The organism is Neorhizobium alkalisoli (genome assembly GCF_002968635.1).
Classification (GTDB): domain Bacteria; phylum Pseudomonadota; class Alphaproteobacteria; order Rhizobiales; family Rhizobiaceae; genus Neorhizobium; species Neorhizobium alkalisoli.
Genome location: NZ_PVBN01000007.1, coordinates 211929 through 228893 on the forward strand (window position 1 = coordinate 211929; position 16965 = coordinate 228893).

Consider the following 16965-nt stretch of genomic DNA (forward strand, 5'->3'; position numbering starts at 1 on the left):
CATTATCTCTATCGGGTTTATCGAGATAAGATAGCATATGGTAACGCTCGCAAAGGGCGGCACCAGAGCCCGGGAGGCATCCATGCGCCAGCTACAGCATCAGACACGGTCTTTTCCCGTTCGCAGCGTTAGCAAATGGCAGTGGGCGGCCAATACCGCCCTGGTCTCGGCATCCTTCATTTTCGTGGGCGCCGTAGTGCTCGGGCTTTTTCCGTAAGCTTCCGGTCCTCCCAAGACCGCACGGCACCTCCCGCGCTCCGCCGGCTCGGGAGGTGTTTTGCTTTTAAGGTCTACTTCGCCGGCAGATAAGCTTCTGCGAGTTCCACCCAAAAACTTGTCCCGATCGGCAGCGCATCATCATTGAAATCGAATTGCGGGTGGTGCAGCGGTGGGTCGTTGTCGGTCCGTTTCGTACCCAACAGGAAATAGCTGCCCGGACGCTCTTTCAGCATGAAGCCAAAATCTTCGCTGCCCATCGATGTCCTTTCCAGGTCATCGACATTCTCTTCTCCGAGGATCCCTTTTGCCAGTTCGCGGACAAAGTCGGTTTCGACTTTGTGGTTGATCGTCGCGTCGTAACCACGCTCGTAGTCGATCGTGACCGTCATGCCGAAGCTGGCAGCCTGGCCTTCGGCTATCATGCGGACGCGTTCCTCCAACCTGTCGCGCACTGCAGGATCATAAGAGCGGATCGTTAGCCGCATCTCGGCGCGTTCCGGGATCACGTTGCTCGCCATACCGCCGCGGAAAGAGCCGACGGTGACAACCACCGGATCAAGCGGATGGATGTTTCGGGAGGTGATGGTCTGGAGGGCCATGATGATGCTTGCGCCGCAGACGATCGGGTCGGATGTCGATTGAGGCTCCGCGCCGTGGCCGCCCCGCCCGTTGATGACGATATGACATTCGTCGGCAGCGGCCAATATAGGCCCCTCCTTCACGACGATCTTTCCGAACGGCAAGGTAGGGTCGTTGTGAAGGCCGAAGACGGCATCGCATGGGAAGCGGTCGAACAGGCCGTCCTCGATCATCAGTTTCGCACCGGCGAAATTTTCCTCGGCCGGTTGAAAAATCAGATGGACCGTGCCGTCGAAGCTTCTTCGTTCAGCGAGAATCCTGGCGGCGCCGAGTAGCATGGCCGTGTGGCCGTCATGGCCGCAGGCATGCATCAGGCCTTTGTTCTTGCTCGCGTATTCCGCACCCGTCTCTTCTTCGATCGGCAATGCGTCGATATCCGCGCGAATACCGACCGACCGGTTGCTGGTCCCGTTTTTCAACGTGGCCACAAGTCCGGTCTGAGCGAGGCCGCGCGTGACCTCGTAGCCGAATTCGGTGAGCTGCCGGGCCACGAAATCGGACGTGTTGAATTCTGAAAGCCCCAGTTCCGGATGCTGATGAAGATAGCGGCGGGTTGCCACCACTTCGGCCATGTAGTTCGAAAATTGTACCGTCATCGCCAAAACACTGCCTTCGCTCGGTTTGTCTGTGGTGGTCGAGACACCTTCCGCCCGACATGGATAGCAGCGCCGCCTTGCCGGCGTAACCCGGTTTCCGATCACATTTCGTGTGGGCGGGCCATCGTCGCCGCCGAAGGTGAATCTTCCGTCTTATCAAAGCCCTGCTGTTGTTCAGCTTTCATTCAGGCTTGCGCGGTTAGAGGCGTTTATGTGTTAATCCGCCAAAAGCGGGCAATAGATTTTGGACAGTTATTTGCAATATCGTTACTGCCCTCTATTTCCCCTCTTCGCCGATTTGCGTCGGGCCAGTCACCATAATCAAAATGATGACTGGCGCTTCCAATGCAGGCCGAGTAAGGCGAGGCCGACGAACCCCTAGAGTTTCCTCACTCAGAAGCCCGTGTCCATGTCCTTTCAGAATCCGCAGCCAGCTTCCCCGCGCGACACCGAAGCCAAGCAGATCGATCACAACGATTCGATCCGCTCGACCTATTTCAATATCGATGCGTTAAGGGAGTGCGGCGAAAAGCTCGGCAAGGAGGGCACTTCCAGCCTGCCCGGTTTCCTCGAGTTCGATTTCTTCAAGCGTCATCAGGAGAACGAGAAGGAAATCTTCCGTGTCTACCGCGCAACCGCCACGGATGTGGATGCCGGGGCATCGATCACGCCCGCCGCGGAGTGGCTGCTCGACAACTATTACATTGTGGAAGAAGCGATCCAGGAAGTCCGCCGAGACTTTCCGAAGAAATTCTATCGCCAGCTCCCGACGATGACGGTTGCGGGACAAGAGATACCACGCGTGCTTGCGGTGGCGTGGCTCTATGTCGCCCACACTCACAGCAGCGTTTCCCAGGATGCTCTGGCCGCCATGGTCGAGGGGTTCCAGGTCGAAGAGCCGCTCGAGATCGGCGAACTCTGGGCTCTGCCGTCCTTCATCCGCTTTGTTCTCATCGAAAACCTTCGCCGTATCGCCACTCGCGTCGACCGTTCACGCAACATGCGTCGCCGTGCAAACGATGTTGCCGACGAGGTCATACGGCTGAACGACGAAGCCGCCAGCGCAGATGTGCTCAAAAGCATTGAAGGGCTCACCAGCGACAATACGTTCATCACTCAGTTTCTCTATCGTCTGCGGAATGCCTCCCAGTCCTCCGGTTTTGCGGTCACCTGGCTGGAGCAGCGGCTCGAGCAGGCGGGCACCGATGTCGAAGAGGTAATGCTCGCCGAACAGAACCGGCTTTCGTCCGGCAATGTGACGATGGGCAATATCATCAAGAGCCTGCGCCACATCGATGATACGGAGTGGAGCGTCTGGTTCGAAGAAGTTTCGCAGATCGACAAGATCTTCCGAGACCGTACCGACTACGAAGCCCTCGATTTCGGTTCGCGCAATGCCTATCGAAACCGCATCGAACAGATCGCCCGCCGTTCCCGCAGGAGCGAAAGCGAGGTCGCCAAGGCGGCCATCAGCCTTGCAGAGCAATCAGCCCAGGACAGTGACGATCCGCGCGAAAGCAATATCGGTGCCTTCATCGTCGGCCGTCGGCGCAGGGAGCTGGAAGCAGCGGTTGGTTACAAGCCGCTTTTCGTTCAGCAGACAGTTCGTCTTGTCCGGCGGCTCAACTGGTTTGCGATCGCCGGCCCCGTCATACTGTTGACCGTGCTGGCGATGGCAATTGCCGGCTGGTTCCTCGTGCAGTCGGATATGCCGCTGCCGGTGGTCTTCTTCTTCCTGCTGATGTTCGCCCTGCCTGCGTCGGAAGGTGCGACCGGCCTGTTCAATACCCTCGTGACCTATGTGGTCCGTCCGGCGCGCCTTGTCGGCTATGAGTTCAAGGAAGGCATTCCCGACGATGCGAGAACGCTCGTCGCCGTGCCGTGCCTGATCACCGACCGCGACACGGTCGACGAACTCGTCCGCAATCTCGAAGTTCACTACCTCGCCAATCCGCGTGGCGAAATCTATTTCTCGCTGCTGAGCGACTGGCGCGACAGCAAGCTCGAGGAGACGGATGCCGATCTGGAAATCCTCGACTATGCCAAACGTGAGATTGCTTCTCTCAGCGCCAAATATGCTCATGACGGCAAGACACGTTTCTATCTCCTGCACCGGCGCCGCCTCTTCAATCCCAACGAAGGCGCGTGGATGGGCTGGGAGCGCAAGCGCGGAAAGCTGCACGAACTGAACCTGCTGCTTCGCGGCGACCAGGATACGACCTATCTGCCGGGTGCCAACATGGTGCCCGCGGACGTCCAGTACGTCATGACACTCGACGCCGATACCCGCCTGATGCGAGATGCGGTGACGAAGCTCGTCGGCAAAATGCATCATCCGATCAACCGGCCGGTGCTCGATCCGAAGAGCAATCGCGTGATCCATGGTTACGGCCTGATGCAGCCGCGTGTCACGCCATCGCTGACGACCGGCAAAGAGGCGTCCGTCTTCCAGCGCGTCTTCTCGGTCGGCCGTGGCCTCGATCCCTATGTTTTCACGGTATCCGATGTGTATCAGGATCTCACCGGCGAGGGCACCTTTACCGGTAAAGGTCTCTATCACGTCGATGCTTTCGAAGCGTCGCTCAAAGGTCGGATCGATGAAAACTCCGTCCTCTCGCACGACCTCCTGGAAGGCTCGTTTGCCCGCTGCGCCCTCATCACCGACATCGAACTGGTCGAGGATTTCCCGGTTCGGTACGAGGTGGAGGTTTCTCGCCAGCATCGCTGGGCGCGCGGCGACTGGCAATTGCTGTCCTACATTCTCGATCCGACGCGGGGCGTCACGGCGCTCGGCCGCTGGAAGATGATCGACAATCTGCGCCGCTCGCTTACCCCGATCGCCTGGTTCTTCGCCTCGGTTCTCGGCTGGTACTTCATGGATCCGCTCGGCGCGCTGATCTGGCAGATCCTGCTGATTTTCTTGCTCTTCGTTGCGCCGACGCTCTCTCTGGTGACCGGCCTGCTGCCGCGCTCGACGGATATCGTGCCTGGTGCACATTTCTATTCGCTCTGGTCGGATATGCGTTCGGCCAACGCGCAGGTCGCACTTCGCGTCGTCTTCATTGCCGATACCGCCTGCATCATGACGGACGCGATCGCCCGCTCGCTCTACCGGTTGTTCTTCAGCCGCAAGCTGATGCTGGAATGGCGTACGGCCGCATCGATCCAGTCGAGCGCCCAGGGTAGCCCGCAGGACTATTATCGCGCGATGTGGCATGCCCCCACGATTGCTGTTCTGAGCATCATCCTTTCGGCTCTGCCCGGCGACAACGCGTTTCTGGTGGGCATTCCTTTCGCCGTGCTGTGGATCTTTTCGCCGCTCGTTGCGTGGTATGTCAGCCAGTCGGCGGAAACGGAAGATCGTCTCTTCGTTCCGGATTCGGTGTCCGTTGAACTGCGCAAGATCGCCCGCCGCACATGGCGGTATTTCGAGACCTTCGTAACGCTCGAACAGAACTATCTGCCGCCGGACAATTTCCAGGAACGCCCTGAGCCGATCATCGCCAAACGCACCTCGCCCACCAATATCGGCGTCTACCTGCTGTCGACGATCTCTGCGCGTCATTTCGGCTGGATCAGCTTCACCGATACGATCGAGCGCCTCGAGCAGACGATCTCGACGATCGAAAAAATGGAGAAGTTCCGCGGCCACCTCTACAACTGGTATCACAGCGATACGTTGAAGCCGCTCGGCCAGCCTTATATCTCCGCCGTCGACAGCGGCAATCTTGCCGGTCATCTGATCGCGATCTCGTCCGCCTGCCGCATATGGGCCGAAGCGCCCTCGGCTCACCTGCAGGGCAATCTCGATGGCATCGGCGATGTCGCGGGGATCCTCGCCGAGACGCTGAGCGCCCTGCCAGATGACCGCAAGACGGTACGCCCGTTGCGCCGTCGGCTCGAGGAGCGCATCGCCGGCTTCGGCAACGCGCTTGCCGCCGTCAAACGGGAGCACGAGTTTGCATCGATCCGCATCATCAACCTGACGGTTCTGGCGCGAGAAATCCAGAAACTAGCGGCCAATCTCGATCACGAGGTCCGGTCGGTTCAGAGCGACGAAGTGACCCGCTGGTCGGCATCCCTCGTATATGTCTGCGAGGCGCATATCGCCGACAACGTCTTTGACAATTCCAATATCGAATCGCTGCGCGAGCGGCTGGTTGCCCTGCGGGATCGTGCCCGGACGATCGCGTTCTCGATGGACTTCAGCTTCCTGTTCCGCAAGGAACGCCGGCTGCTTTCGATCGGATACCGCGTCGACAGCAACGAGCTGGACGAAGCCTGCTACGACCTGCTCGCGTCCGAATGCCGCCTGACCAGCCTGTTTGCGATCGCCAAGGGCGACCTGCCGACGGAACACTGGTATCGCCTGGGTCGTCAGGTCGTCCCGATCGGTGCGCAGGGCGCCCTGGTCTCCTGGTCGGGCTCGATGTTCGAATATCTGATGCCGCCGCTCGTCATGCAGGAGCGGCAAGGGGGCATCCTGAACCAGACCAACAATCTCGTGGTCAAGGAGCAGATGAACCACGGCAAGCGGCTCGGCACGCCATGGGGCATTTCGGAAGCCGCCTTCAACGCCCGCGACCATCTGTTCAACTATCAGTACACAAACTTCGGTGTGCCGACGCTCGGCCTCAAGCGGGGGCTCGGCCAGAATGCCGTAATCGCCCCCTATGCCTCGATCCTCGCCAGCCAGTACGATCCGATCTCGGCGGCTGAAAACCTGGCGGAACTGCGCTCCCTCGGCGCGCTCGGCATGTTCGGCTTCCACGACGCCGTCGACTTTACCCCGACCCGTGTTCCGGAGGGGCAGCGTTGCGCTGTGGTATACAACTACTACGCACATCATCACGGCATGTCGATCGCTGCGATCGCCAATGTGGTGATGAACGGCCTGCTACGCGAATTCTTCCACTCCGATCCGGTGATCGAGGCCGCCGAACTCCTTCTTCAGGAGAAGGCTCCGCGCGACATTCCGGTCATGAGTGCGAAGCACGAGGAGACGCCAGGCAAGGGACAGGGCGAGTTGCTGCGTTCGGAAATCCGCACGATCACCAATCCGGCGACCAAGGACCGCGAACTGGTCCTTCTGTCGAACGGCCACTATTCGGTGATGCTCACTGCAACCGGCTCCGGTTATTCCCGCTGGAACGGCATGTCTGTTGCCAGGTGGAAGCCGGATCCCACGGAGGATCGATGGGGGCAATTTCTGTTCCTTCGCGACACCGCGACCGGCGAATGGTGGTCGGCAACGTCCGAGCCCCGTCGTGTGGAGGGCGAGACGACCAAAGCGATCTTCAGCGACGAGCGCGCTGAGTTCCACAAGACCATCGGCGATTTCACGAGCACCGTGGAGTGCATCGTCGCTACCGAGCACGATGCGGAAGGTCGCCGCCTGACCTTGCTGAATATGGGCACGGAAGACCGCTTCATCGAGGTCACCTCCTATATGGAGCCGGTGCTGTCGTCAGAAGACGACGACAATGCCCACCCGGTCTTTTCGCGGATGTTTGTCCGTACCGAGATCGGCAAACGCGGCGATGTGATCCGGGCTTGGCGCAACAAGCGCAATCCCAATGATCCCGACATGGTGATTGCACATCTTGCTGCCGACAATGCGGGGTCTGCACGGCCCACGGAGTTCGAGACCGACCGCCGGAAGTTCCTCGGTCGTGGTCGCACACTTGCAGAAGCGGCCGCCTTTGATCCCGGCGCGACGCTTTCTGGAACGGACGGCTTTACGCTCGACCCGATTCTGTCGCTGCGCCGCGTCGTGCGGGTTCCGGCGGGCAAGAAGGTGAGCGTCATCTTCTGGACGATCGCCGCCCCCAAGCGTGAGGAACTCGACCAGGCGATCGAGCGGTACCGTCATCCGGACGCTTTCCAGGCGGAACTGACGCAGGCCTGGACCCGCACGCAGGTGCAGATGCGCCATCTCGGCGTTTCGTCCCAGGATGCGGCGGCATTCCAGCATCTGGCGCGTTACCTCATCTATCCCGATATGCAGCTTCGGGCGGACCAGGCGACGATCCAGGCTGCAATGCAGCCACAATCGTCACTCTGGCCTGCGGCGATCTCGGGCGATTTCCCGATCTTCACGCTGCGCATCAATGACGATGCCGATATGGCGGTGGCGAAGGAAGCGATGAGCGCTCAGGAATACCTGCGTTCGCGTGGCGTCATCTCGGACTTGGTGATCTTCAACGAGCGCGCAGCCTCCTATGCGCAGGAAATGCAGCACGCGATCGAGTATCTATCGGAGAATGCCCGCCGCCTTGGTCAGCAGGAAGGTCAGCGTCAGCATGTTTTCTCGCTTCGCCGGGACATCCTGGACGAAACGGCGTCGGAAGGCCTTGTGGCCGCTTCGCGAGTGGTTCTGCATGCGCGCAACGGCAAGATCAGCGATCAGCTCAACCGTACGGCGTCGATTTTCGCACCCGCCAAGGATCAGGTGATCGAGATCGACCGGCGTCCGCTGCTGAACGGCGAAGTCTTCCAGCCGCTCACCGAGGCCGAGGCACCCGCCGATCTGGAATTCTGGAACGGATACGGCGGTTTCTCGAAGGATGGCAGCGAGTATGTCATCCGCCTGAGAGGCGGGCAGGCGACCCCGCAACCGTGGATCAACGTGATCTCGAACGAGAAGTTCGGCTTCCATGTGTCCGCAGAAGGGGCGGGTTTCACTTGGGCCCGAAACTCTCGCGACTATCAGCTTACGCCATGGAGCAACGATCCGGTCATCAACCGACCGGGCGAGGCTTTCTACGTCTGCGATCAGGATAGCGGTGCAGTATCGACGCCGTTCGCGGCTCTGTCGCGCAAACCGGAAGTAAAATTCGAAGCTCGACACGGGCTCGGCTATTCGGTGTTTGCGACCGAAGACAACGGTTTGAAACTCGAACTGACGCAGACGGTTGACCGCACGCGATCGGCAAAGCTCACGTCGCTCTTCCTTCGCAACATCGGTTCCGAAGTTCGCAGGCTGCGTGTGTACGGATATGCGGAATGGCTGCTGGGCAGTAACTCTGCGCGGACTATCCCGTTCATTCTGTCGACGCGTGACGAGGAAGCCGGCACTCTCTTTGCCACGAATCCTTACAGCATCGATCATCGCCGCTTCGCGTTCATGGCGATGCGGGAGATGCCATCCGGCTTTACGACCAGCCGGCGCGAGTTCATCGGCCGCTTCGGTTCGGTGCAGCTGCCTGCCGCAGTCGTGTCCGCTTCCGCGCTCAGCGGCTCACTCGACCTCGATGGCGATCCGTGCGCAGCACTCGCCTATGATCTCGAGCTGGCGCCTGGCGAAGAGAAAAAGATAACCTTCTTCCTGGGCGATGCGGAAACCCAGGAAGAGGCTCAGGCGCTCGTCGCCGAACTGCGGGCCGAGGATTTCAACACGGCTCTCGAGAAAAACCGCGAGTTCTGGAAGGGCTTTACCGGCCGCCTCAAGATTTCCACGCCGGACAAGTCCCTCGACAATCTGGTCAACCATTGGCTGCCCTATCAGGCGCTCGGCTGCCGGATCATGGCGCGCACCGCCTTCTATCAGTCGTCCGGGGCCTACGGTTTCCGCGACCAGCTACAGGACACCTTGGCCTTCCTCGTGCAGGAGCCATCGCTGGCACGCCATCAAATCATTCACGCCGCTTCGCGCCAGTTCCGCGAAGGCGACGTGCAGCACTGGTGGTTGCCGAATTCGGGCGCAGGCGTCCGCACGATGATCTCCGACGATGTGGTCTGGCTGGCCTATGCGGCGCACCAATATGTCTCGGCGACAGGCGACAAATCGCTTCTGGACGAACCGATTGCTTTCCTGGACGGTCCGGTTCTCGAAAAACACAAGCACGACTCGTTCTTCAAACCGGAGATATCCGCAGAAACGGCTACCGTTTACGAACACGCCGCCAAGGCTCTGGATATTGCCGTCACGCGGACCGGAGAAAAAGGCTTGCCCTTGATCCTCGGCGGCGACTGGAACGACGGCATGAACCGTGTCGGTATCGGCGGCCGCGGTATGAGCGTCTGGCTCGGCTGGTTCCTGGCGAGCGCCTTGCGGAACTTCCTGCCATACGCTTCCGAGCGGAACGACAGGCCGCGTGTCGAAAGCTGGACGGCGCATCTGGAAAATCTGAAACAGGCGTTGGAGAAAGCGGGCTGGGACGGAAGCTATTACCGTCGCGGCTACTTCGACGATGGTTCACCGCTTGGCTCAAGCTCGAGCGACGAATGCCGGATCGATTCGCTGGCGCAGTCCTGGAGCGTGCTTTCGGGGGAGGGCGATCCCGAGCGAGCAGGCCAAGCCATGAATGCCGTTCTCGAAAAGCTTGTCGACGAACAGGCAGGGATCATCCGCCTCTTCACGCCGCCTTTCCAGGAAACGCGCAAGGATCCGGGCTATATCCGCGCCTATCCGCCCGGCGTCCGCGAAAACGGCGGTCAGTATACCCATGCGGCGATCTGGGTGGTGCTGGCTCTAGCTGCACTGAAGCGGGGTGACGATGCCTGGAAATGCTTCCAGATCCTCAATCCGATCAATCATGCGCTCAGCCGCGAGGCGGCTGAAACCTACCGCGTCGAGCCCTATATCGTCGCCGCCGACGTCTACGGTCACGGCTCCTACACCGGCAGAGGCGGCTGGAGCTGGTATACGGGTTCGGCCGGCTGGCTCTATCGTGCGGCGGTCGAGGGTATCCTCGGCATCCGGCGCCAAGGTGACCGGTTGTTCGTGAACCCCGTACTGCCGACGGGCTGGCACGGCTTCACCGCCGAAATCACCATTGATGAAGTCGCGCATAGGATCGCGGTGGAAGACGGCAAGGTGACCATCAACGGACAGGCTGTCAGCGAAGCTGAGGGTTTCCTACTTGAGAGATCGTCGGCAAAGAAGCTGCCCGAACCCGCCAGCTGAGAACACGCCCGCTACGAGCCCACAAAAAAGCCCGCTGCCAATGGAAATGGCGGCGGGCTTTTTCGCGCAGTCCGCTATGGCTCAAGCCGTTTGCGGCAGCGGCCCTTCGGCCTGTTTCTCCTGGTCATCGTTGAGAATGCCGCTGGCCTTGAGAAGCGAGGCAAAACGCCCGCCGCTCTGGCTGAGCTCGTCATACGTGCCCATCTCGACGATCCGGCCATTGTCGAGGAAGATCACCTTGTTGGCGTCGCGAACGGTCGAGAGCCGATGGGCGATGATAAAGGTGGTACGGTCCTGGCGCAGCCTATCGATCGCAGCTTTTACGCGGGCCTCGGTTTCCACGTCCAGTGCACTGGTTGCCTCGTCGAGCACCAGGATGGGCGCGTTCTTGAGGATTGCACGGGCAATGGCGATACGCTGACGTTCGCCGCCCGAAAGGCGATTGCCACGCTCCCCGACCGAAGTTTCGTAGCCGACCAGCCGGCTTTCGATGAACTCCGTTGCCGCCGCCGCTTCTGCCGCTCTTGCTATATCCTCTTCGGTGGCGCCCTCGCGCCCGAGACGAATATTCTCGCTAATGGAGCGGTTCAGCAGTCCCGCGTCCTGGAATACGGTGGCAATGGACTGGCGAAGCGATTTGCGCGTTATCTTGCTGATATCGGTGCCGTCGATAAGGATCTTGCCTTCCTGGGGGTCGTAGACCCGCTGTAGGAGGTTGATGAGGGTCGTCTTGCCGGCACCTGTCGGGCCGACGATCGCCAACGTCTCCCCGGCATTTGCGGTGAAGGAGATGTTATGCACCCCCTGGCTCGTGCTGGCGAAGCCGAAGGAGACGTTTCGGAATTCCACCTCGCCTCGAACGTTGGAGAGTTCGCCGGCATCGACAGGCTCGGCGCGTTCCTCGACGGAATCCTCGAGCGCGAAGAAGTCTTCGAGCTTGGCCCGCGCTTCAAAAATCTGAGTGGCGAACTGGCGCAGAAGATCGAGGCGCCCGATGAGAAGATTTGCAAAGCCGATAAAGGCTACGACGTCGCCGACACGCAGTTCACCCTCTTGGACGAGCACGGTGCCGATCACCAGAATAACGCCCATCGATACTGTCGAAGCCGTGCGATTCAACGCACTGGCAAGCGCCCACCAATCGAGCACCGGATATTGGGCGGCGAGCAGGTCTTTGGTGTAGTCCTTCAACGCCTTGGTTTCTGCCTCGATCCGGTTGTAGCTGTGCAGCACCGAGACGTTGCTGATGGCGTCGCTCACATGGGAAAAGACCGTGTGATAGTGGCTTTCGACGGAAGCTTGCCCTTCCTTGGTACGGTTCATCACCGACACGCCGATGATCCAGTAGAGAATGCTCAGTACCAGAAGCACGATGCTGAGCCGCCAATCCATGGAGATCGCCGTCGGAATCAGAAGAGCCAAAGCGACGGCCGTGGCGAGATGCGTGCGCATGAATTCGAGCCACAAGCCGAACAGGCTTTCGGCAGCACGCAGCAGGGTGTGCAGAGCATGCGACGTGCCGCGCTGGCTGTGCCAGGCGAGCGGCATGGAGATGATCCGCCCGAAGGCTTCCGTCAGCAGGGACGCGCGGCGACCGTGAGCGAGCCGGTCAGCCTCCCGCGCAACAAGCACGTACGCGATCGTATTGAAAACACCGAATCCAGCCCAAAGCATCAACACCGGGGTTACGTTGCCGCCCGACGAAATGGCGTCGATGATTCGGCCGAAGAGGATTGGCTCGGCGATGGTAATGGCCGCGAGCACGATGTTGGCGATAACCACCGCAGTGACTCGCCATTTGTTCTTCGCCAGATATTTTAGTGCTCGTGCATAAACCTGAAACAGCGTCAACGAATACCACCTCATTCACATAGAACCGCGGTCGCGGCCGTTTGATACTTAAAGATCGGAAACGGCAATTCCGCGACGAAACCGGGCGATTAATAGCCCTTCTGTCCAAAATGTTCCATATACAGCAAATCTTTGCAAAACTGACTCTGATCGACCCGAAGGTATCTTATTTGGAGCCGTCAAGGGGCTAAATTTTGCGGTATACCTTCAACGAATGATAACTATGCTAGTCAACTATGGCCCGGGGAATTAACTGAATTTTCATGCAAACAAAAGACGCCATGGGCATTTCGGGGGGCAGTCTTGAACATTCAACTGATCGTACAACTCCTGGTACTGGCAGGCGAGACCAAGGCTGAAGCGGAGTTGACGGCCCAGCTTGAATCCCTGCTATCGGCCTATGGCTTTGACTATTATGGAGTACTGATACAGCCCCGGCTCAATGACAACCCTATGAGCCTGCTGCTCGCTGGCCGCTGGCCCGAGGGCTGGCCGCAGGTCTATGTCACCCGCAGATACGTTCTCATTGACCCAACCATCCGGATGTTGAGCATTGCGCAAAGGCCGTTCCGCTGGCGCGACGCGCTTTTTACGCTGAGGAACGATCCGCACCGGCAGCGTATGCAACGAATGATGCAGGAAGGGATCCGCTACGGTTTGCAGGACGGCTATATCTTTCCGGTCCATGGCCGCAACGGCATTCTGGGAACCATGTCGGTCGGTGGCCGCCCCGTCGATCTTTCGCCTGCCGAGATGGCGCTTTTCGATGCGGCAGCGAAAAAGGTTTTCTGGCGCTTTATGGAGATGCGGGGTGAGGCGACAGCGCTCGAGGCCGCTGCACCGGTCGATACCCAACTCACGCGTCGAGAAATGGAAGTCGTCGGATTGCTCGCGGAAGGGTTGACCTCCAACGAGATTGCCAAGTCACTCGAGATATCCAGCCATACCGTCGACTGGTATATCAACGGCCTGCAAGAGAAGCTGCAGGCAAAGAACCGCCAGCATGTCGTTGCGTCCGCCTTCCGCATGGGATTGGTGACCTGAGCAGCGGCTTGATGACCAGATTATGACATTAATTTATCCTAGGACTTGCTAAGAAATTGCACTGGGCCGATTAAGGCGATATGGGTTCTTCGCAGTGCAGCATTTCGATGGCGCCTGGGGAGGTCCGTTTTGCCGATTTCGAAGATTCTCGTTGCCAACCGCTCGGAGATCGCGATCCGCGTTTTTCGGGCTGCGAATGAACTGGGCATTAAGACGGTTGCGATCTGGGCGGAGGAAGACAAGCTTTCGCTGCACCGTTTCAAGGCCGACGAAAGTTATCAGGTCGGCCGCGGTCCGCATCTTTCCCGAGATATGGGACCGATCGAAAGCTATCTATCGATTCCCGAAATTATCCGCGTGGCCAAATTGTCCGGCGCGGACGCCATTCATCCCGGATATGGGCTCCTGTCGGAAAGTCCGGAATTTGTCGAAGCCTGCGATGCGGCCGGCATCACGTTCATCGGTCCGAGGGCGGATACGATGCGCCAGCTCGGCAACAAGGTCGCTGCCCGCAATCTGGCGATTTCGGTCGGTGTGCCTGTCGTTCCGGCAACGGAGCCTCTGCCGGATGACCTGGCGGAAGTGGCCAGGATGGCAGCGACGATCGGCTATCCCGTGATGCTGAAGGCCTCCTGGGGCGGCGGCGGGCGCGGCATGCGCGTTATTCGTTCCGAGACTGATCTCGCCAAGGAAGTGACGGAAGCCAAGCGCGAGGCGATGGCCGCTTTCGGCAAGGACGAGGTCTATCTGGAAAAGCTCGTTGAGCGCGCGCGCCATGTGGAGAGCCAGATCCTCGGCGATACCCACGGCAATGCTGTGCATCTTTTCGAACGTGACTGCTCGATCCAGAGGCGCAACCAGAAGGTCGTCGAGCGGGCGCCGGCACCTTATCTCTCCGAAGCGCAGCGCCAGGAACTGGCCGACTACTCGCTGAAGATCGCCGAGGCGACGAACTATATCGGCGCCGGCACGGTCGAGTACCTTATGGATGCCGATACGGGCAAATTCTACTTCATCGAGGTCAATCCGCGTATCCAGGTCGAGCATACGGTGACCGAAGTCGTCACCGGCATCGATATCGTCAAGGCACAGATTCATATCCTGGAAGGTTTTGCGATCGGAACGCCAGAATCGGGTGTTCCGGCCCAGGAGAATATCCGCCTCAACGGTCACGCGCTCCAGTGCCGTATCACCACGGAAGATCCGGAGCATAACTTCATCCCCGACTATGGCCGTATCACCGCCTATCGCTCGGCCTCGGGCTTCGGCATCCGCCTCGATGGCGGCACATCCTATTCCGGCGCGATCATCACGCGCTTCTATGACCCGCTGCTGGTCAAGGTGACGGCCTGGGCTCCCAAGCCGGAAGAAGCAATCAGCCGCATGGACCGGGCGCTGCGCGAGTTCCGAATTCGTGGCGTTGCGACCAACCTGACCTTCCTCGAAGCGATCATCGGCCACCCGAAGTTCCGCGACAATTCCTATACGACGCGGTTCATCGACACGACACCTGAACTCTTCGAGCAGGTGAAACGGCAGGACCGCGCAACCAAGCTCCTGACCTATCTCGCCGACGTAACGGTGAACGGGCACCCTGAAACCAAGGGCCGGCCCGTGCCTTCCGAACAGATGGCAAAGCCGATCATACCCTATATCAACGGTGCTATCCCTGACGGCACGAAGCAACGTCTCGACGCCCTTGGTCCGAAGCAGTTCGCCGAATGGATGCGCAATGAACAGCGCGTGCTGGTGACCGACACGACGATGCGAGACGGGCATCAGTCGCTGCTCGCGACCCGGATGCGCACCTATGACATTGCCCGCGTTGCCAGTGTTTATGCGCGCGCGCTGCCCAACCTCTTTTCGCTGGAATGCTGGGGCGGGGCGACTTTCGACGTCTCGATGCGGTTCCTGACTGAGGACCCCTGGGAGCGGCTGGCGCTGATCCGCGAAGGTGCGCCGAACCTCCTCCTGCAGATGCTTTTACGCGGCGCCAACGGCGTCGGTTACAAGAACTATCCCGATAACGTCGTCAAATATTTTGTGCGTCAGGCGGCGAAGGGTGGCGTCGATCTCTTCCGCGTTTTCGACTGCCTGAACTGGGTCGAGAACATGCGCGTCTCGATGGATGCGATCAACGAGGAGAATAGGCTCTGCGAGGCGGCGATCTGCTATACGGGCGATCTCCTGAATTCTGCCCGCCCGAAATACGATCTCAAATATTACGTTGCTCTGGCCGAGGAGCTGGAAAAGGCGGGCGCACATATCATCGCGCTGAAGGATATGGCGGGCCTGCTGAAACCTGCCGCCGCTCGCGTCCTGTTCAAGGCGCTCCGCGAAGCCACCAGCCTACCGATCCACTTTCATACGCATGATACGTCCGGCATATCTGCTGCCACCGTGCTCGCAGCAGTCGATGCGGGCGTCGACGTCGTCGATGCGGCCATGGACGCACTGTCCGGCAATACGTCGCAGCCTTGCCTCGGTTCGATCGTCGAGGCGCTGTCCGGCACCGAGCGCGACCCGGGGCTTGATCCGGAATGGATCCGTCGCATCTCCTTCTACTGGGAGGCCGTGCGCGGCCAATACGCAGCCTTCGAAAGCGATCTCAAGGGACCAGCTTCGGAGGTCTATCTCCACGAGATGCCGGGCGGCCAGTTCACCAATCTCAAGGAACAGGCCCGTTCGCTCGGCCTCGACACCCGCTGGCACAAGGTCGCCCAGACCTATGCGGACGTGAACCAGATGTTCGGCGACATCGTCAAGGTGACGCCATCTTCCAAGGTCGTCGGCGACATGGCCCTGATGATGGTTTCCCAGGACCTGACGGTGGCCGATGTCGAAAATCCGGCGAAGGACATCGCATTTCCGGAATCGGTCGTTTCGATGCTGAAAGGTGATCTCGGCCAGCCGCCGTCCGGTTGGCCGGAGGCGCTGCAGAAGAAGGCGCTGAAAGGCGAAGAGCCCTATACGGCACGTCCGGGCTCCCTGCTTGCGGAAGCCGATCTCGACGCGGAACGCAAGGTTATCGAGGAGAAGCTCGGCCGGAAAGTCGACGACTTCGAGTTTGCCTCCTATCTCATGTATCCCAAGGTCTTTACCGACTTCGCTTTTGCCGTCGATACCTATGGACCGGTTTCCGTCCTGCCGACGCCTGCCTATTTCTACGGGCTGAAGGACGGCGAGGAACTGTTTGCCGATATCGAGAAGGGCAAGACGCTGGTCATCGTCAACCAGGCGATGAGCGCCACCGACGCGCAGGGCATGGTGACAGCCTTCTTCGAGTTGAACGGCCAGCCGCGCCGCATCAAGGTGCCGGACCGGGCGCATGGTGCATCCGGAGGCGCGATCCGCCGCAAGGCCGAGCTCGGGAATGGTCTGCATCTCGGTGCGCCGATGCCTGGCGTGATCTCCACGGTCGCCGTCTCCGCCGGCCAGTCGGTCAAGGCCGGCGACGTGCTGCTCTCCATCGAAGCGATGAAGATGGAAACCGCGCTCCATGCCGAAAAGGATGGAACCGTCTCCGAAGTCCTCGTCAAAGCCGGGGACCAGATCGACGCAAAGGACCTGCTGATCGTCTACGGCGGCTGACTTTCGCCGCCGCTATTTCCTAAGGCCTGATATATCAGAGGCGCCAGTCTTCGGGCTTGCGCCTCTGTTCCTTTTATCGGGGCCGCCAGTCCGAGAACCTTTTGGATCGTCGCGGGT

At 59.8% G+C, this 16965-nt stretch carries 5 protein-coding genes; 3 read left to right on the plus strand and 2 right to left on the minus strand.

All coding sequences use genetic code 11. The features are described 5' to 3' along the window. Positions 1-290 precede the first annotated feature (290 nt). Positions 291-1454, minus strand: coding sequence for a M20 aminoacylase family protein (locus tag C5L13_RS17095; protein WP_245571314.1), 1164 nt, complete (start codon positions 1452-1454; stop codon positions 291-293). Between the two features lie 409 nt (positions 1455-1863). Here C5L13_RS17095 and C5L13_RS17100 point away from each other — a divergent pair, with 409 nt between their 5' ends. After that, complete coding sequence (locus C5L13_RS17100) at positions 1864-10362, plus strand: GH36-type glycosyl hydrolase domain-containing protein (RefSeq protein ID WP_105384495.1); 8499 nt, start codon at positions 1864-1866, stop codon at positions 10360-10362. A gap of 81 nt (positions 10363-10443) precedes the next feature. Here C5L13_RS17100 and C5L13_RS17105 read toward each other — a convergent pair whose 3' ends face one another. Beyond that, a complete protein-coding gene (locus C5L13_RS17105; protein ID WP_105384496.1) occupies positions 10444-12213 on the minus strand; it encodes a glucan ABC transporter ATP-binding protein/ permease in 1770 nt (589 codons plus the stop codon). 303 nt (positions 12214-12516) lie between these two features. Between C5L13_RS17105 and C5L13_RS17110 the strand changes: the two genes are divergently transcribed. Both C5L13_RS17110 and pyc read left to right on the plus strand, forming a co-directional pair. Next, on the plus strand, positions 12517-13257 hold the full coding sequence (locus tag C5L13_RS17110; RefSeq protein WP_105384497.1) for a LuxR family transcriptional regulator: 741 nt from the start codon (positions 12517-12519) through the stop codon (positions 13255-13257). Positions 13258-13386: 129 nt separating this feature from the next. Next, the gene (gene pyc, locus C5L13_RS17115; RefSeq protein ID WP_105384498.1) at positions 13387-16848 is read left to right on the plus strand and encodes a pyruvate carboxylase; all 3462 of its coding nucleotides are present in this window, start codon (positions 13387-13389) and stop codon (positions 16846-16848) included. Positions 16849-16965: the final 117 nt, after the last annotated feature.